This is a genomic window from Mesorhizobium sp. WSM4935 (assembly GCF_029625735.1).
Taxonomy (GTDB): Bacteria; Pseudomonadota; Alphaproteobacteria; order Rhizobiales; family Rhizobiaceae; genus Mesorhizobium.
This window is the reverse complement of the sequence record NZ_JARTVR010000004.1, coordinates 37,416-55,088: the sequence shown is the minus strand read 5'-3', so window position 1 is coordinate 55,088 and position 17,673 is coordinate 37,416. Positions and strand designations below refer to the sequence as shown.

General features: G+C 64.6%; 18 protein-coding genes. 6 read left to right on the top strand and 12 right to left on the bottom strand.

Annotated elements, in window-relative coordinates:
- The first annotated feature begins 95 nt into the window (after positions 1-95).
- A complete protein-coding gene (locus P9273_RS11910) occupies positions 96-1,562 on the top strand; it encodes an MFS transporter (RefSeq protein ID WP_278049089.1) in 1,467 nt (488 codons plus the stop codon).
- 65 nt (positions 1,563-1,627) lie between these two features.
- On the opposite strand, the gene coaBC is transcribed toward P9273_RS11910, so the two are convergent.
- The 3 genes from coaBC to ubiE form a co-directional block, all read right to left on the bottom strand.
- Positions 1,628-3,103 carry a bifunctional phosphopantothenoylcysteine decarboxylase/phosphopantothenate--cysteine ligase CoaBC gene (gene coaBC, locus P9273_RS11905; RefSeq protein ID WP_278049088.1) on the bottom strand — a complete coding sequence of 492 codons (1,476 nt, stop codon included), beginning with the start codon at positions 3,101-3,103 and terminating at the stop codon, positions 1,628-1,630.
- Positions 3,104-3,177: 74 nt separating this feature from the next.
- A complete protein-coding gene (ubiB, locus tag P9273_RS11900) occupies positions 3,178-4,752 on the bottom strand; it encodes a 2-polyprenylphenol 6-hydroxylase (protein ID WP_278049087.1) in 1,575 nt (524 codons plus the stop codon).
- A gap of 64 nt (positions 4,753-4,816) precedes the next feature.
- Positions 4,817-5,593 (bottom strand): bifunctional demethylmenaquinone methyltransferase/2-methoxy-6-polyprenyl-1,4-benzoquinol methylase UbiE, encoded by a 777-nt coding sequence (gene ubiE / locus P9273_RS11895; protein WP_278049086.1) that lies wholly within the window; start codon positions 5,591-5,593, stop codon positions 4,817-4,819.
- A 168-nt stretch (positions 5,594-5,761) separates the two neighbouring features.
- Between ubiE and P9273_RS11890 the strand changes: the two genes are divergently transcribed.
- From P9273_RS11890 to P9273_RS11880, 3 genes are all read left to right on the top strand, one after another.
- Entirely contained in the window at positions 5,762-6,736 is a 975-nt protein-coding gene (locus P9273_RS11890) for an adenosine deaminase (RefSeq protein WP_278049085.1), read from the top strand.
- A 160-nt stretch (positions 6,737-6,896) separates the two neighbouring features.
- On the top strand, positions 6,897-7,526 hold the full coding sequence (gene upp, locus P9273_RS11885) for a uracil phosphoribosyltransferase (protein WP_278049084.1): 630 nt from the start codon (positions 6,897-6,899) through the stop codon (positions 7,524-7,526).
- Between the two features lie 105 nt (positions 7,527-7,631).
- Positions 7,632-8,198, top strand: a complete 567-nt coding sequence (locus tag P9273_RS11880; protein WP_040997738.1) for a TIGR02281 family clan AA aspartic protease — start codon at positions 7,632-7,634, stop codon at positions 8,196-8,198.
- A gap of 108 nt (positions 8,199-8,306) precedes the next feature.
- On the opposite strand, the gene deoA is transcribed toward P9273_RS11880, so the two are convergent.
- The 6 genes from deoA to P9273_RS11850 all read right to left on the bottom strand — a co-directional run bounded on the left by deoA (position 8,307) and on the right by P9273_RS11850 (position 14,533).
- Positions 8,307-9,623, bottom strand: a complete 1,317-nt coding sequence (gene deoA, locus P9273_RS11875; protein ID WP_278049083.1) for a thymidine phosphorylase — start codon at positions 9,621-9,623, stop codon at positions 8,307-8,309.
- Positions 9,623-10,426: a purine-nucleoside phosphorylase gene (locus P9273_RS11870; RefSeq protein ID WP_040997329.1), complete on the bottom strand. Its 804-nt coding sequence runs from the start codon at positions 10,424-10,426 to the stop codon at positions 9,623-9,625. Before P9273_RS11870 ends, deoA begins: the two co-directional genes overlap by 1 nt.
- Positions 10,423-10,815 carry a cytidine deaminase gene (gene cdd / locus P9273_RS11865; RefSeq protein ID WP_040997740.1) on the bottom strand — a complete coding sequence of 131 codons (393 nt, stop codon included), beginning with the start codon at positions 10,813-10,815 and terminating at the stop codon, positions 10,423-10,425. The genes P9273_RS11870 and cdd overlap by 4 nt, the downstream gene beginning before the upstream one ends.
- 76 nt (positions 10,816-10,891) lie before the next feature.
- Positions 10,892-11,863 (bottom strand): ABC transporter permease, encoded by a 972-nt coding sequence (locus P9273_RS11860; RefSeq protein ID WP_278049082.1) that lies wholly within the window; start codon positions 11,861-11,863, stop codon positions 10,892-10,894.
- Position 11,864: 1 nt separating this feature from the next.
- A complete protein-coding gene (locus tag P9273_RS11855) occupies positions 11,865-13,004 on the bottom strand; it encodes an ABC transporter permease (RefSeq protein WP_040997333.1) in 1,140 nt (379 codons plus the stop codon).
- Positions 13,001-14,533, bottom strand: coding sequence for an ABC transporter ATP-binding protein (locus P9273_RS11850; protein WP_278049081.1), 1,533 nt, complete (start codon positions 14,531-14,533; stop codon positions 13,001-13,003). The genes P9273_RS11855 and P9273_RS11850 overlap by 4 nt, the downstream gene beginning before the upstream one ends.
- A gap of 255 nt (positions 14,534-14,788) precedes the next feature.
- Between P9273_RS11850 and P9273_RS11845 the strand changes: the two genes are divergently transcribed.
- Together P9273_RS11845 and P9273_RS11840 are read left to right on the top strand one after the other, a co-directional pair.
- Positions 14,789-14,998, top strand: coding sequence for a SlyX family protein (locus P9273_RS11845; protein WP_278049080.1), 210 nt, complete (start codon positions 14,789-14,791; stop codon positions 14,996-14,998).
- Positions 14,999-15,018: 20 nt separating this feature from the next.
- A complete protein-coding gene (locus P9273_RS11840; protein WP_278049079.1) occupies positions 15,019-15,426 on the top strand; it encodes a hypothetical protein in 408 nt (135 codons plus the stop codon).
- A gap of 94 nt (positions 15,427-15,520) precedes the next feature.
- Here P9273_RS11840 and P9273_RS11835 read toward each other — a convergent pair whose 3' ends face one another.
- The 3 genes from P9273_RS11835 to P9273_RS11825 all read right to left on the bottom strand — a co-directional run bounded on the left by P9273_RS11835 (position 15,521) and on the right by P9273_RS11825 (position 17,596).
- Positions 15,521-15,979, bottom strand: a complete 459-nt coding sequence (locus P9273_RS11835; protein WP_278049078.1) for a GNAT family N-acetyltransferase — start codon at positions 15,977-15,979, stop codon at positions 15,521-15,523.
- A 64-nt stretch (positions 15,980-16,043) separates the two neighbouring features.
- The gene (locus P9273_RS11830) at positions 16,044-17,033 is read right to left on the bottom strand and encodes a BMP family lipoprotein (RefSeq protein WP_040997342.1); all 990 of its coding nucleotides are present in this window, start codon (positions 17,031-17,033) and stop codon (positions 16,044-16,046) included.
- Positions 17,034-17,269: 236 nt separating this feature from the next.
- On the bottom strand, positions 17,270-17,596 hold the full coding sequence (locus tag P9273_RS11825; RefSeq protein ID WP_040997344.1) for a hypothetical protein: 327 nt from the start codon (positions 17,594-17,596) through the stop codon (positions 17,270-17,272).
- Positions 17,597-17,673: the final 77 nt, after the last annotated feature.

Genomic DNA, 17,673 nt, shown 5'->3' with positions numbered 1-17,673 from the left:
CTCAACCGCGCTTGAGGTTCTACAAGCGCTGCCGAACTGGACCTGGCGCTTCCTTCGAAGCGAATGAGGCTGCCGTTGGCAAGCAGGAGATCGATGTGACGGCAGCAGGCGGCAACAGGGTGGTCGGCAAAAAGGTGGCCGATGGCAGGGTGGATTGGCGGGCGCTGTGGGCGAGCGGCGATCTGGCCCGCTTCTGCTTCGTCAGTCTCGGCATCCTGCTGCATGCCACCAACGAGACAATGGTCGCGACGGTGATGCCGGCCATGGTCGGCGATCTCGCGGGCGTGCAACTGGTCGGCTGGTCGTTGGCGATCTACGAGCTCGGCGCGATCGTCGCCGGTGCCGCGGCCGGACGGCTGGTCAGCTATGTCGCCCTGCGCTCCAATATGATGGTCGCCGCGCTGCTCTACGCGATCGGCGCGCTGATCTGCGCCACGGCGCCTTCCATGCCGTTGTTCCTCGTTGGGCGTCTGGTCGAAGGGCTTGGCGGCGGCGCGCTTGTGTCGCTCGCCTTCGTCTCCGTCGAGCGCCTGTTTCCACGCAATATCTGGCCGCAGCTCTTCGGCATCATGTCCGCGATCTGGGGCGTCGCAGCCTTCAGCGGCCCGATGCTCGGCGCGCTCATGACCGAGTTCCTGTCGTGGCGCTGGGCTTTCGGCATCTTCACCTTCGGCGGCGCGGCGATGGCGCTGGCAAGCTTCATCGTACTCGACACGCCCGAGGCGAGGAAGCCGCAGGCGAGCAGCGGCAAGGCGCCACCTTTTCCCTATCCGGCGCTCGTCTGTCTCGGCTTCAGCGTCGTGCTGATCGCCGCCGCCGGCATCGACATCACCCTGCTGCGCTCGTCCCTGCTCCTCCTGCTCGGCCTGATCGGCCTGGCGCTGTTCTTCCGCATCGATGCCCTCAGGCCGCAATCGCGGCTCTTTCCCTCGCCCTTGTTTTCATGGCGCTCGCCGCTTGGCAGCGGCATGACCATGGTTGCGGCATTCTCGGTAGCGACCTGCACCTTCACCATTTACGGGCCGCTGCTTCTCACCACGCTACACGGCATTCCGATCCTGACCACCGGCTACATCATCGCCGCCGAATCGATCGCGTGGTCGATCCTGTCGATCCTCATCGCCAATGCGCCACTGGAGCGCGAAAGGCTGATCATCGTCATCGGCGCACTGATGATCGCCTCCGGCCTTGCCGGCTTCGCTTACACCATCCCGGCAGGCTCGATCCCGCTGATTCTGCTCTGCGCCCTGCTGCAGGGCGGCGGCTTCGGCGTTTGCTGGCCTTTCCTCACACGCGTCATCGTCGCTTCGGCGCGCGATGGCGAGCAGACGATCGCCTCGGCCGCCGTGCCGACCATGCAACGTATCGGCTATGCCGTGGGCGCGGCACTTGCCGGCATCGTCGCCAATGCCAGCGGGTTCTCGGAGGGTCTGAACCGTGAAGCGGCTGCAGGCGTTGCCGGCTGGCTGTTCCTGGCCTTCGTGCCTCTGGCTATTCTGGGATGCATCGCCGCCCTGAGGACCGCGTTGCCGACGCTGCGGCCTCAGCAAGCGCCCGGCTAGAGCAATTCCAGGAAAAGTGTGTAACGGTTTTCGGCCCGGAATTGCGTCAAAACAAAGGGTCTAGACTAAACAGTCACGGTCTGCTGCAGACGCTCCGCGATCAGCGCGGCGAGCCGCGCCGCCACCTCGTCCTTGCCCATCTCCGGCCATTCCTCGACGCCGGTTCTGGAGACGATGCGCACCTTGTTGCGCTCGCCGCCCATCACGCCGGACGGCCCGATGCCGCTTTCATGCGAGACGTCGTTGGCGACGATGAAGTCGGCGCCTTTTTTCTTGAGCTTGGCCTCGGCATTGGCGATGAGATCCTGCGTCTCGGCGGCGAAGCCGACGACGAGGCCCGGCCTCTGAACGTGATGGCCGATGCCGGCCAGGATATCCGGGTTCTCGACCATCTGCAGCGAAGGCGGCCCTTTGCCCGCCACCTTCTTGATCTTCTCGCCGGCGGCATTGGCCGTGCGCCAGTCGGCGACGGCGGCAACGAACACGGCGGCATCCGCCGGCAGCAGGCTCTCGACCGCTTGCTTCATCTGCGCGGCTGTTTCGACGTGAGTGGTCGCGACACCGGCCGGATCGGCGATGGTGACCGGGCCGGACACCAGCCGCACGTCGGCGCCGAGCTTTGCCAGCGCGGCAGCGATCGCATGGCCCTGCTTGCCGGAAGACCGGTTGGCGATGTAGCGCACCGGATCGATCGGCTCATGCGTCGGCCCGGAGGTGACGATGATCGTGCGGCCGGCAAGCGGCTTCGGCCTCTCGTCGAGCATCGCCTCGATCGCGGCGACGATCTCCAGCGGCTCGGCCATACGGCCCTCGCCCGCTTCGTTGCTCTCAGCCATCTCGCCCTTGGCGGGACCGACAAAGGCGATGCCGTCCTTCAGCAAGGCCGCCCGATTGCGCCGCGTGGCCGGATGTGCCCACATTTTCGGGTTCATCGCCGGCGCCATCAGCACCTTCTTGTCGGTGGCCAGAAGCACCGTCGAGGCAAGGTCGTTGGCATGGCCGTTGGCGAGCTTCGCCATCAGGTCGGCGGTGGCGGGCGCCACCACCAGCAGATCGGCCTCGCGCGACAGCCTGATATGGCCGACATCGTGCTCGTCATTGCGGTCGAACAGTTCGGTGAAGACATGATCGGCCGAAAGCGCGCCGGCCGACAGCGTGGTGACGAATTCCTGCGCGGCTGACGTCATCACCACCCGCACCGCAGCGCCGCGCTCGCGCAGCCGTCGTATCAGGTCGAGCGCCTTGTAGGCGGCGATGCCGCCGCCGATAACGAGCAGGATGCGCTTGCCGGAGAGAGAACCTCGCGAAACTGATTTGGCGGATGCGGCGACGACCGGTGCCGCCTGCTCCTTCGAGCCCGTCAGCGCACGCAGCTTTTGCTCGATCTGGCCGATGCGGTCGGCCTGCCCTGCCCGGCCTTCGACCGCGGCGCGTATCATCGCCCGCGCCTGCTCCTCCATCGAACGGCCATTCTCGGCCGCCAGCTGCCGGAGCAGGTCTTTCACTTCATTGTCAAGATTGCGGATGGTGATGCTGGCCATGCGATTGCACTCGCCCCTCGGATAATCGCTTGCAATGATAGCAATGCAATCTATTGGCCACAAGCCGCGTGGGGTCAGAGCAATTTCCACGAGATATAAATCAGCGTCAGCGCGATAACCCACAGCGCCACGCGGCCGGAGCGGGTGTGGCGCGCTTCCGCCCTACCAATTGCGTGCGCGGTCGCTTCGTCGAAGCGGAGGCCGTTCTCGGCCATCAGGTCGATCTCGCGCGACAGCCGCTCGGTGCGGGCCACAAGATCCGGCGCCTGCCTTGCCAGTGACACAAGGGCTCTGCCGGCGTCACGCGCGTCCGTGAGCATGCCGCGCGGGCCGAGATTGCCGGCGATCCAATCGCTGACCACGGGCTCCGATGTCTTCCACATGTTGAAGGCCGGATCGAGTGTGCGGGCGACACCTTCGACCACCACCATGGTTTTCTGCAAAAGCACCAGTTCGGTCCGTGTCGCCATATCGAACAGCTCGGTGACTTCGAACAGCAGCGTCAGCAGCTTCGCCATCGAGATCGTCTCGGCCGATTGGCCGTGGATCGGCTCGCCGATGGCGCGGATTGCCTGCGCGAAGGCCGAGACATTGTGCTGGCGCGGCACATAGCCGGCCTCGAAATGCACCTCGGCGACGCGCTGGTAGTCGCGCACGATGAAACCGTAGAGAATCTCGGCGAGGAACCGCCGCTCCTTCTTGCCGAGTCGCCCGGCAATGCCGAGATCGACGGCGACGATGGTGCCGTTCGCCTCGACGAACAGGTTTCCCGGATGCATGTCGGCATGGAAGAAGCCATCGCGCAACGTGTGCCTGAGAAACGACTGGATGAGGTTGACCGCGATCGCCTTGAGGTCATGCCCGGCGGCGGCAAGACCCGCCAGATCGTTCATCTTGATGCCGTCGATCCACTCCATGGTGAGCACGTCGCGGCCGGTCCGTTCCCAGTCGACCGCCGGCACGCGAAAACCCGGATCGTCCTTGGTGTTCTCACCGAGTTCCGAAAGCGCTGCCGCCTCGAGCCGCAGGTCCATCTCGATTCTGGTGGTCTGCGCCAGGGTCTGGGTCACCTCGACCGGGCGCAGCCGGCGCGACGAGGGAATGTATTTCTCCTGTAAGTGGGCGGCGAGGAAATAGCTTTCGAGGTCCTGGAAGAAGCGCCGCCGCACGCCGGGCCGGATAACCTTCACCGCCACGCGCGAAGCGCTGCCCTCGCACAAGACCTCGGCACCGTGCACCTGCGCGATCGAGGCCGCCGCCACCGGTTCGCCGAAGCTCGAATAGAGATCGTCAATCCTGCGCCCGAGCGAGGCTTCGATCGCATGGATCGCTGCGGCCTTCGGGAAAGTATGCATCTTGTCCTGCAGCAATGCGAGGTCGAGCGCCATGTCGTTGCCGACGACGTCGGGCCTCGTCGCCAGGAACTGGCCGAGCTTGACGTAGGAGGGTCCGAGCCGCACCACCGCGCGCGCCAGCCTGTCGCCGCGCTGATAGCTCAGCGCCCGGCGGCGGGTGAAAAGCCGCGCCACGCGCCAGCCGAATTTCGGCATGCCGGAGAGCTCTTCGCCCGGCAGCGCGGCGACGACGCCTTCGCGGACCAGCACCCAGCCGGCCCGGGCGAGCCTGAAGGCGGCGGCGACGCTGCTCATAGCCCAACCTGCGTCAAAGGAGGCTGCTTCAGAGGGGCCTGCTTCTGCTGCAAAGCGCCGCGCCTCAAAGCTTCCAGCCGGAATGAAGGGCGGCGATACCGCCCGAGTAATTGCGGAAGGTGACGCGATCGAAGCCGGCGCGGGTAATCATCGCCGCGAAATTCTGCTGGTTGGGGAACTTTCGGATGGATTCGACCAGATAGGAATAGGGCTCGCCGTCGCCGGTCACCGCCCTGCCGATCCTGGGGATCGCGTTGAACGACCAGGCTTCATAGGCCTTGTCGAGCAGCGGCATGTCGACCTCCGAGAATTCCAGGCACAGAAACCGTCCGCCGCGCTTCAGCACGCGATAGGCTTCGGTAAGCGCGATCTCGATGCGCGGCACATTGCGGATGCCGAAAGCGATCGTATAGGCATCGAAGCTATCATCCGCGAACGGCAGTTCCTCGGCATTGGCCTCGACGAAGTCGGTATTGGCTGACAGGCCCTGCTTTTCGGCGCGGTCGCGGCCGACGGTGAGCATGGAGCCGTTGATGTCGAGCACGGTGGCGTGCGCATGGCGCTGGCTGGCCTCGACGATGCGGAAGGCGATGTCGCCGGTGCCGCCGGCGACATCGAGCACCTTCCAGCCCGGCCGCTTCGGCGGGTTCAGCCAGGCGACCATCGCGTCCTTCCACAGCCGATGCAACCCGGCCGACATCAGATCGTTCATCAGGTCGTATCGGCTGGCCACCTTATGGAAGACGTCGTTGACCAGGGGCTGCTTCTCCCCTGCCCCGACCTTCCTGAAACCATAGGAGGTTTCCATCCCGCCCGCGGTCGTGGTTCTCTCAACTGACATTATTTTGATCCGTCATAAAACCGGCGGGACCATAGCCGATCGATGGTGCCGACGCTATTGTCCAAGGCGCGGTTTTCGGCCGCGCTTTCAAAACCCGGCCGGGAGAGGTCTTGCATGATTTTCCGGCCAGCCCCTGTGCGAGAGCAGCATACCGGACGGGATGACCGCATGATTTTGAAGGCCGAACTGCACTGCCACATCGAAGGAGCGGCAGCGCCCGAACTCGTCGTCGCCCAAGCCCGCAAATACGGCAAGGACCCTTCGCCCTATATCCAGAACGGCTCATTCGTCTGGCACGATTTCACCTCCTTTCTCGCGGCTTACGATTTCGCTTCCGACCTGTTCCGCAGCGAAGAAGATTATGCGCGCCTCGCCGACCATTATCTGACCAGCCTCGCTCGCGACGGCGCCATCTATTCCGAGGTTTTCACCTCGCCGGACCATGCCAAAAGGGCCGGGCTGTCGCCAAAGGCCTATACGGATGCGCTGGGCGAAGGCATGGCCCGCGCCAGGGCTAAAACCGGCATCGAGGGCCGCATGATTGTCACCGGCGTGCGCCATGTCGGCGTCGAGGCGATCGAGCAGGCGGCGCGCTTCGCGGCGCGCTGCGGTCATCCGCTGGTGACCGGCTTCGGCGTCGCCGGAGACGAGCGCATCGGCGATTTCGAGGATTATGTGCGCGCCTTCGAAATCGCCCGCGAGGCAGGCCTCGGCATCACCATTCATGCCGGCGAGCTGATGGGCTGGGAAAGTGTTGCGGCGGCCCTCGACCACATCCGCCCGTCGCGCATCGGTCACGGCGTTCGCGCCATCGAGAACCCTGACCTCGTCCGCCGCATAGCCGACCAGGGCGTGGTGCTGGAATGCTGCCCGGGCTCCAATATCGCGCTGAAAGTGTTCGACAGCTTCGCCGACCATCCCTTTCCGGCGCTGCGCGCCGCCGGCTGCAAGGTGACGCTCAACTCCGACGACCCGCCCTACTTCTGGACCTCGCTGAAGCGCGAATACGATATCGCCGCCGAGCATTTCCGCCTGGACGACAAGGCGCTCACCGCCGTCACCAGGACGGCCATCGAGGCGGCCTTCGTGGACAAGAAGACCAGGGCGATGCTGCTGAGCCGGCTGGACGTGAAGGTGCGGTGAGTGAGTAGGGAGTACTCGGTAGTCAATAGTTATGGATTTGGCCGAGCGCGCATAGATCGGTTGAAGGCCGGAGCTTCCCCGAGGCCAGGACTCGCAAATCGGCTCACTATTCACTACTCACTACTGACTACTACCCACTGCGAACCAGTCGGAGCACATCATGCAGGGCGTCACCGTCGTCGACCACCCCCTTGTCCAGCACAAGCTGACTATCATGCGCAAGAAGGAGACCTCGACGGCCGGTTTCCGGCGGCTGCTGCGCGAGATTTCGCTGCTGCTCGGCTATGAGGTGACCCGCAATCTCGAGCTGACCACGACCATGATCGAGACACCGATCGAGGAGATGGAGGCGCCGACGCTGGAAGGCAAGAAGCTGGTCTTCGCTTCGGTGCTGCGCGCCGGCAACGGCCTGCTCGAGGGCCTGCTCGACCTGGTGCCGGCCGCGCGCGTCGCCCATATCGGCCTCTACCGCGACCATGAGACGCTCGAAGCGGTCGAGTATTTCTTCAAGGCGCCGAGCGATCTTGCCGACCGGCTGGTTATCGTCGTCGATCCGATGCTGGCGACCGCCAACTCGGCGATCGCGGCGATCGACAAGCTGAAGGGACGCGGCGCCACCAACATCCGCTTCCTGTGCCTGCTGGCCGCCCCGGAAGGTATCGAGCGTTTCACGAAGGCGCATCCGGACGTGCCGATCTTTACCGCTTCCATCGACCGCCAGTTGAACGAGAAGGGCTACATCATGCCCGGTCTCGGCGACGCCGGCGACCGCATGTACGGGACAAAGTGAGCGCCTTTCTTAACTGGCCGTTTACGCAAGCTTGCGGTTCCGGCACGGGTTAAAGTCGTAAAAACCATGCCGGGCTTATGGATGCTGCTTCGCGAAGGGGCATCCATGCTGCGCAAGCTTCTCATCCTCGGCATCTTTGCCGGAACCTCGGCTTCGATTCCGATCGTCTATCAGGCTAACCCGCATCTGGTGGACGGCCTCTTGAAATCGACCGTCGCCTCGCAGCCGGCAGCACCGGAGGCCCAGCCGCAGGTCAATCTCGCTTCGGTCCCGGCCAAGCCGGCGGCGCCCATGCCGCTCGGCCGCCAGGTGCTGGTCAACGCCGATGCGCGCGGCCACTTCACATCGCAGTTCAAGCTCAACGGCCGCCAGATCGACGGCATGATCGACACCGGCGCGACATTGGTTGCCATCAACGCCTCGACCGCGCGCAGGATCGGCATCTCGCTCAACCCGTCCGACTTCAATCGACAGGTGAACACCGCCAATGGCGCGATCAAAGCCGCCGTGGTGACGGTCGAGCGCCTGCAGATCGGCAAGATCTCGGTCGACAATGTCCAGGCGATGGTGCTCGACGACCGGGCGCTGCAGACCAACCTGATCGGCATGAGCTTCCTGCAGCGGCTGCAGAAATACCAAGTCCAGGACGGCTCGTTGCTGCTCGTTCAATGAGTCCGACGTAAGCAATTCCAGGAAAAGTGCGCAGCGGTTTTCCGTCCGGAATTGCGTCAAACACAAAAGATAGAGCAGTTCACCATTTCCGCGAAATGATGAACTGCTCTAGCGAGGCAGTATCCGCCTGAGCACGGTCTTCTCGGCGGGCGGTTTGGAACCCCCGATCGTATAAGCGGCACGCACCGCCGCCGCCGCCGCCTCGGCTTCCGCATTGGTGCGGGCATGGACCAGCGCCAGCGCCTCGCCCGGGCGCAGCTCGGCACCGACGGGCAACAGCCGGGTCAAACCGACGGCGTGATCGATTTTGTCGTCCGGACGGGAACGGCCGCCGCCGAGCGTGACGACGGCAAGCCCGATATCGCGCGTGGCGATGCCGGTCACGAACCCGCCCTGTTCCGCTTTCACGGCCAGCTCGACCGGTGCCGTCGGCAGGTACTTTTCCGGGTTCTCGATGAAATCGCCGGGACCGCCGAGCACGGACACCATCCGCGCGAAGACGGTAGCCGCGCGGCCGCCGGCGAGCGCTTCGTTGGCGCGCCTGATGCCGTCCTGGTTGGACGAGACGAGCCCCGCCGACTGCAGCATCTCGGCGGCCAAAGCCAGCGTCACGTCCTCGAGCCGGCGGTCACGATAGCGGCCGGTGAGGAAATCGACGGCATTCTTCACCTCGACGGCATTGCCGGCGGCCGAAGCCAGCGGCTCGTTCATGCCCGTCACCAGCGCCGACGCGCTCAGGCCGGCGCCATTGGCCACCTCGACCAGGCTGTTCGCCAAGGCGGCCGCGTCGCGCGACTTTTCCATGAAGGCGCCGTTGCCGACCTTGACGTCGAGCACCAGCGAGCCCAGGCCCGCGGCAAGCTTCTTCGACAGGATCGAAGCGGTGATCAGCGGGACCGATTCGACCGTGCCGGTCACGTCGCGGATCGCGTAGAGCCGGCGGTCGGCCGGCGCGAGATTGGCCGTCTGGCCGATGATGGCGCAACCGGCCTCGAGCACCGTCTTGCGGAACAGCGCCACGTCCGGCTGGCTGGCATAGCCGGGGATGGCATCCATCTTGTCCAGCGTGCCGCCGGTGTGGCCGAGGCCGCGGCCCGAAATCATCGGCACATAAGCGCCGCAAGCGGCGACGATCGGCGCCAGCATCAGTGAGACATTGTCGCCGACGCCGCCGGTCGAATGCTTGTCGGTGGCCGGACCCGGCAGGTCGGACCAGTCGAGCACGTCGCCGGAATCGCGCATGGCGAGCGTCAGCGCCACCGCTTCCTCGCGGCTCATGCCGTTGAGGAACACGGCCATGGCGAAAGCGCCGACCTGGCCTTCGGAGATGCTGCCGGCCGTCAGCCCGGCGATGAAGGCCGCGATCTCGTCGGCCGAGAGTTTGTGGCCGTCGCGTTTGCGGCGGATGATCTCCTGCGGCAGCATCAGTCGGGCAAGCCGTCCTGGAAGACGCGCCGCAGGATCATCGCCAGCCGCGCGCCGCCGACCGGCGCCATGTCCTTGGTTTCCTGGTGCGAGAGTTCCGCCCCTGTCATGCCGGCCGCCAAGTTGGTGATGACCGAGCAGGCGGCGACCTTGAGCCCTAGGAAGCGGGCAAGGATGACCTCCGGCACGGTCGACATGCCGACGGCGTTGGCGCCCATGACGCGCGCCATGCGGATCTCGGCCGGCGTCTCGAAGCACGGTCCGGAAAACCACATATAGACGCCTTGATGCAGCGCGGTCCCCGTTGCCTTCGCCGCCTTCTCGATCGCGCCGCGCAGGCCCGCATCATAAGCCTCGGTGAGGCCGACGAAGCGGCGGTCGCTCGGCTCGCCGATCAGCGGGTTAGAGCCGGAGAAATTGATGTGGTCGGTGATCAGCATCACCGAGCCCGGTCCCATTTCCGGGTCGACCGAGCCGGCGGCATTGGTGAGGATCAGATGCGAGATGCCGATGCCGGCAAGCACCTCAAGCGCCGGACGCATCGCTGCCGCGTTGCCATGCTCGTAATAATGCGCCCGGCCGGAGAGCATCAGCACCGGCGTGCCGGCGAAATGCCCGGCGACCACCTCGCCGGCATGGCCGGAAACACCGCTGCGCGGAAAGCCCGGCAGTTCCGCATAGGAGATGCGCCTGGCATCCTTGACCTGGTCGACCAGCCCGCCGAGGCCCGAGCCCAGCACGAGCGCCGTCGTCGGCGCCAGCCCGTCCAGTTTCTCGACCAGATGATCCAGCGCTTCCTTCATTTCAAGATATCGCCTCTGAAGCCGTAGGGCAGCATGTCGCCCATGGTGACCGTCTCGGCCACGCCGCTGTTGTCGCACAGATAGAGCTTCGTATCCGGCCGGCAGAATTCCGCCAGCCGCTGCCGGCAGCCGCCGCAAGGTGAGCATTTGGCCATGCGTTCGGCGATCACCGCGATTTCCACGATCTTGCCGCCGCCGCCCATGATGTAGTGGCCGAGCGCCGTCGTCTCGGCGCACCAGCCTTCCGGATAGGACGCCACCTCGATATTGGCGCCGGTGAAGACGCGCCCATCCTCGGTGCGAAGTGCTGCACCCACCGGGAACTTCGAATAGGGCGCATAGGCCTTGGCCATCGCCGTCTTCGCCGCCTCGAACAGATCATGCGACATCCGGTTCTTCTCTCCCACGATCGTGTCCAAATGCCGGTCGCCGCCGGACGAAATTCTGCCCCGGCGCTCGGCGACCTCAACGTTCCTTCACATAGGGTACGCCGCCGGCGCGCGGCGGAATGGCCTTGCCGATGAAGCCGGCGAGCAGGATGACGGTGAGCACATAGGGCAGCGCCTGCATGAACTGCACCGGCACCTTGCCGATGACCGGCAGCGGCGAGCCTTGCAGGCGAATGGCGGCTGCATCGAGAAAGCCGAACAAAAGGCAGGCGAACATCGCGTTGACCGGCTTCCATTTGGCGAAGATGAGCGCTGCCAGCGCGATATAGCCCTTGCCCGCCGTCATATCCTTCACGAAGCCGCCATTCTGCACCATGGAAAGATAGGCGCCGGCGACCCCGGTGAGGATGCCGGTGCAGATCAGCGCGCGATAGCGCAGCCAGGCGACCGAGATGCCGGCGGTATCGACGGCGGCAGGATTTTCGCCGACGGCGCGCATCCTCAGCCCAAAGCGTGTGCGAAAAAGCACCCACCATGTGAACGGCACCATGGCGAAGGCGAAATAGACCAGGATCGAATGGCCGGAGATCAGCTCGGCATAGATCGGGCCGATGACCGGCACATCCTTGATCGCATCGGCGCCCGGCCAGGTGATCGCCTCGAAGCGCTCGCCGGGCTGCAGCGCCGGCGTGCGTCCGCCTTGGCTGAACCAGGCCTGGCCGAGGATGATGGTCGATCCGGCGGCGATGAAATTGATCGCCACGCCGGAGACGATCTGGTTGCCGCGATGCGTGATGGAGGCGAAGCCGTGCACCAGCGCGAAGGCGACCGAGATCAGCACCGCCGTGCCGAGGCCGATCATCGCCGAATGGAAGACGGCGGCCGCGGAAGCCCCGGCAAAGGCGCCGACCAGCATTTTGCCTTCGAGCCCGATATCGAAGATGCCGGCCCGTTCCGAATAGAGGCCCGCCAGGCAGGCGAGCAGCAGCGGCACTGAAAGGCGGATGGTCGAATCCAGCACCTGGACGATGGCGTTGAACGTGTCCATCTCAGGCTCCCTTCCCGTTCACCGCCTGCATGCCGACCGACTTCGGACTGACCGAGGCGAACAGCGCCTGGATGTAAGGCCTGAACATGTGTTCCAGCGCGCCGGCGAAGAGGATGACCAAGCCCTGGATGATGACGATCATGTCGCGGCTGATCGCCGGCATCTCGAAGGCGAGCTCGGCGCCGCCCTGATAGAGCATGCCGAACAGGATCGCTGCCAGCACGATGCCGACCGGATGCAGCCGGCCCATAAGCGCCACCGCGATGCCGACATAGCCGGCGCCCGAGACGAAATCGATCGCGACATTATGCTGGTCGCCCATGACAGGATTGAGCGCCATCATGCCTGCCAGCGCGCCCGAGATCATCATCGCGGTGATGATGATGCGGGTTTCCGAAATGCCCGCATAGCGCGCCGCCTTCGGACTGTGGCCATAGGTGCGCATCTCATAGCCGAGCCTGGTGCGCCAGATCAGAAGCCAGACCAGGAAGGCCATGACCAGCGCCAGCAGGAAGCAGATGTTGAGCGGCGCGGAACGGATCTTGGCGCCGAACAATTCGATGATCCAGTTGAGCTTCGGCAGTTCGGCCCCGGCGAGGAAGTTGCGCGTCTGCGGCGCCTGCGAGCCGGCCGGCTTCAGCGGGCCGACCAGGAGATAGACCATTACCGAGGCGGCGATGAAGTTGAACATGATGGTGGTGATGACGATGTGCGAGCCGCGCTTGGCTTGCAGATAGGCAGGGATGAAACCCCAGGCCGCGCCGAACACCGCCGCGGCCACGATCGCGATCGGAAAGATCACCCACCAGGGCAGCACGCTGTCGAGGCTCAGGCACACGAGCGCGATGCCGAGGCCGCCTATATAGGCTTGGCCTTCGGTGCCAATGTTGAACAGGCTGCAATGCGCCGCCACCGCCACCGACAGCCCGGTGAAGATGAAGGTGGTGGCGTAGAACAGGGTGAAGGCGATGCCCGTGCCCTTGCCGAAGGCGCCTTCGACCAGGATGACGGCGGCGCGGAACGGATTTTCCCCGACCAGCATCACGACGAAGCCGGCAACGATGAAGGCGACCGACAGGTTGATCAGCGGAATCAACCCATAATCGGCCCAGGCCGGCAGCTTGGCGTAAGGCGTGCTCATTCGGCGGCCTCCTGGTGCTCGACGCCGGCCATGAGCAGGCCGAGCTCGCCTTCGGTCGCGTCGGGGCCGCGCTCGCCGACGACACGGCCGGCGAACATCACCAGGATGCGGTCGGACAGCGAGCGTATCTCGTCGAGCTCGACCGAGACCACCAGCACCGCCTTGCCCTGGTCGCGCATGGCGATCAGCCGCTTGTGGATGAATTCGATGGCCCCGACATCGACGCCGCGCGTCGGCTGGCCGACGATCAGCACGCCGGGATCCTGTTCCATCTCCCTGGCCAGCACGATCTTCTGCTGGTTGCCGCCGGAGAAGTTCGCCGTCTTCAGCCGCGGATTGCCGGGGCGGATGTCGTATTTCTCGATCTTGTCCTTGGCATCGGCCATGATGGCATCGATGTCGAGGAACGGTCCCTTCAGATAGCGCTCGTCGTCGTGATAGCCGAGGATCGAATTCTCGTTCTCCTCGAAGGCGAGCACCAGCCCGACATGGTGGCGGTCCTCGGGCACGTGGGCGAGCCCGCGGTCTCGCAATTCTCCCGGATCGGCCTTGCCGGTGAGATCGATCGGCTTGCCCTCCAGCATCACCTCGCCGGAGACCGCATGCCGGATACCCGAGATCGCTTCCAGCAGTTCGGACTGGCCGTTGCCGGCAACGCCGGCGATGCCGACGATCTCGCCGCCGCGCACGTCGAAGGAGACATTGTCGACCATGGTGACGCCGCGCGAATCCTTCACCGTCAGGTTCTTGACCGACAACCTTATCGCGCCGGCTTCCGACTGGCCCTTCTCGACCCTGAGAAGCACGCGCCGGCCGACCATCAGCTCGGCCAGTTCGCCGACTGTGGTTTCCTTCGTCACCCGGGTCGCCACCATCGTGCCTTGGCGCATCACCGAAACCGTGTCGGTGATGGCCATGATCTCGCGCAGCTTGTGCGTGATAAGCACGATGGTTTTGCCCTGCTCCTTCAATTGCTTGAGGATGCGGAAGAGGTGGTCGGCCTCGGCCGGCGTCAGCACGCCCGTCGGCTCGTCGAGGATCAGGATCTCGGCGCCGCGATAGAGCGCCTTGAGGATTTCGACACGCTGCTGCAGGCCGACCGGCAGCTCTTCGATGACGGCGTCGGGATCGACCTCGAGCCCGTATTCGCGCTCCAGCCGATCGAGCTCCGAGCGCGCCTTGGCAATGCTGCTCTTCAAGAGCGCATCGTTCTCTGCGCCGAGGATGACATTTTCGAGCACCGTGAAATTGTCGACCAGCATGAAATGCTGGTGCACCATGCCGATGCCGAGCGCGATGGCGTCGTTGGATGTATTGATCGACACCGGCTTGCCGCTGACGCGGATTTCGCCGCTGTCGGCCTGATAGAAGCCGTAGAGGATCGACATCAGCGTCGACTTGCCGGCGCCGTTCTCGCCGACAATGCCGTGGATGGTGCCGCGCGCCACTTCCAGGTTGATGTCGCGGTTGGCGCGCACGGCGCCAAAACTCTTGTTGATGCCTATGAGCTCGATTGCGGCTTGCGCCATGCAGCCTGTCCCACTCGTTATTTTTATCGCTTGGTCAAAACGCCTAGCATGATGCCCCGCTTATGCCAATCGGCCGTTCACTCTCGACAAATCCCCGCGCCCTTGTCAATTTCGAACCTGAGCAGGTTCCGCAAAAGTGTCCCGCGGTTTTGCGATCGGAACCTGCGGGAACCAACAGAGCATAAGCAGATATTCGCGGGCATCACACGAATATCTGCTTGGGTGAAGGCTTCATATTCGCAAGGGTCGGTTTGCATGGCTACGCCTGACGATCGGCTGACGACGCTGGAAATCCGCGCCGCCGAGCAGGAAAAGACCATCGAGGAACTGTCCGGCCAGATCGCCGAACAGTGGAAGGTGATCGAGCGGATGGAGCGCAAGCTCGCCGCCCTCACCGACCGGTTCCTGGAGTTGGAGGAGAAGACCGCCCCCGATGTTCCGGTGACCAAGCCGCCGCATTGGTGAGGCCATGGGGAAGGACGGCCATGTCCAATGAAAGTGACCGTGTCGCCAGGGCCGGCGATTATGTCTTTGGCCTGATGAACGACAGGGAACGCGCCCGCGCCGAGCGCGACCTCGAGATCGATCCCGCCTTTCGCGACACGGTGCTGCGGCTGGCCGAGCGCTTGCGCGCCTTCGATCCAGCGGGACCCGAGGGGCGCGACAGCCGCTGGGAACTGGTCACGCAACGCCTTGCCGAACTGCCGCAGATGCAGACGCGTCTGGCTGGCATTCCTACCCCCGTCGCCGAGCCGCCGCCTGTGATGATCCACCGGCTCGAGCGCAAGCCCTACGGCGTCGGCCTGCATTCGCTGGGCGGCAGGCTGGGTTTTGTCATCGCGCTCGCCCTCACGGCCGCCTTTGCGCTCGGCTATCTCGCCGGCACGCTATAGCGCGCTTCACAGTTTCACGGAAACGGCGAAACGCCCTATCTTTTTGTTTTTACGCAATTCCGAACGGAAAGCCGCTCACACTTTTCTGGAATTGCTATAGGTCGCGCGACATCAGAAGCATCGGCGCGCCGTCCTGCTCGAAAGTCTCGACTGCCGTCCAGCCAAGCGCTTCGTAAAACCCGCGCGCCTGCCAGGTGTAGAGATAGAGCGTGCCGATGCCGGCCGACGCGGCATGGGTCTCGACGGCCTTGACCAGCGCCGTGCCGATGCCGCCGCCTCGATAGGCTTCCTCGACAACCAGTCCGGCCAGCCATGGCGTGAGATCGTGCGGCGAATCGATTTCGTCGCGGACGAGCAGGCAGCTCCCGATAGGCCGGCCACGGTCGCGGGCCACGAAAGCCGCCTCGAAGCCGTCGCCGGCGATCAGCCCGCGCAGCCCGGCCATGTCTTCGTCGAATGTCCGGCCGGTGCCTTCAAAGAAAGCCTTGAGCCGAAGCCGCGCTATCGTCTCGACGTCGCCTTCGGCCATGGTTTCGATCGTCGGTTGCATCATGCCGCCTCCAAAACGAAACCGCCGGGCCATGGCCCGGCGGTTCAAAGCTTGGTTCAACTGCCGATCAATACGGGCAATTGTTGTCGGAGGTGTAGTCGTGCACCTGCACCTTGCCGGCGATTATATCGGCCTTGGCCTTTTCGACGGCCGCCTTCATCTCATCGGTCACCAGGGCCTTGTTGTTGTCGTCCATGGCGTAGTCGACGCCGCCTTCCTTGAGGCCGAGATTCTCGACGCCGCCCTTGAAGGTGCCGTTCTTGCCGTCCATGAAGGCGTTGTAGACGGCAACGTCGACACGCTTCATCATCGAGGTCAGCACCTTGCCGGGCTGCAGGCCGTTCTGGTTGGAATCGACGCCGATGCCGAGCTTGCCGGCATCCGCCGCCGCCTGCAGCACGCCGACGCCGGTGCCGCCGGCAGCCGCGTAGACCACGTCCGCACCCTGGTCGATCTGCGTCTTGGCGATCTCGCCGCCCTTGGCCGGGTCGTTCCAGGCGGCCGGCGTGTCGCCGGTCATGTTCTGGATGACCTCGGTGGCGCCGGCCGACTTGGCGCCGCCGACATAGCCGCATTCGAACTTGCGGATCAGCGGGATGTCCATGCCGCCGACGAAGCCCACCTTCTTCGACTTCGACGCCATCGCCGCCAGGATGCCGACGAGGTAGGAGCCTTCATTCTCCTTGAACACCAGCGAGCGGACATTGGGCAGGTCGACGGCATCGTCGATGATGGCGAAGTTGAGGTCGGTATATTCGGCCGCGACCTTCTTCAGCGCGTCCTCCCAGGCAAAGCCGGCCATGACGATCGGGTTGCGGCCGTCCTCGGCGAAGCGGCGCAGCGCCTGCTCGCGCTGCGAGGCGTTGGAGACCTCGAATTCGACATAGGAGACGCCGGTTTCCTTCTTGAACTTCTCGGCGCCGTTATAGGCGGCCTCGTTGAAGGATTTGTCGAACTTGCCGCCCAGATCGTAGAGAATGGCCGGCTGCACATCCGCCGCGAAAGCCGGAAGAACCATTGCGGTTGCGGCCAGAAGGCCGAGAACGATACGTTTCATGTGATCCACACCCTGTCGGTTATTTTTCCGTTTGCATCGCCTGCCCGCCCGGTTCTCCGGCGGGCTTGCGAGGCCAGGCAGGAAGTGTTTTCCCCTCCCGCTCGCGGTCAATCTGGCACGGCGCGAAACAAAATTCACGTGGAATTTTGACCTGTTGGAAAAAGCGGTTACCGGCGGTTGGGCTCGGCGGCTTCGCCGTAGCCGTCCCTCCGCAATTGCGTCAAAAACGAGAGCCTTCAAGGGGTTGGGGCGAATTCCGCGCCGCGGCGCTTGCGCCGGTAGCCGATGGCGTAGAGCAGGAAAGCCAGCACCGCGAACACCGCGAAACCGGGTTGCGCGAGCACCCAGGCGACGGCGCCGTCCCAGACCAGCGGGCCTGCCTTGGTGCGCACGAAAGTCTCGAAGGCCGCGCGGGTATCCGGCGAGACGGCCAGCCAGCTTGCATTGAGCGGCGTCATCACCAGCGTGGAGGCCGCGACCGAGCGTGTCGTGTCGATCACCGCCATGATGACGGAAATCGACAGCGCAACCATGGCTGCCAGCCGAAAGATGAAACGCAACATCGACGCCCTCCCCGGGAACGCTCCGTCTACCCCGCAATCGACATAGAGCGTGCATGGTTCCCGCGCAATCGCCGCCC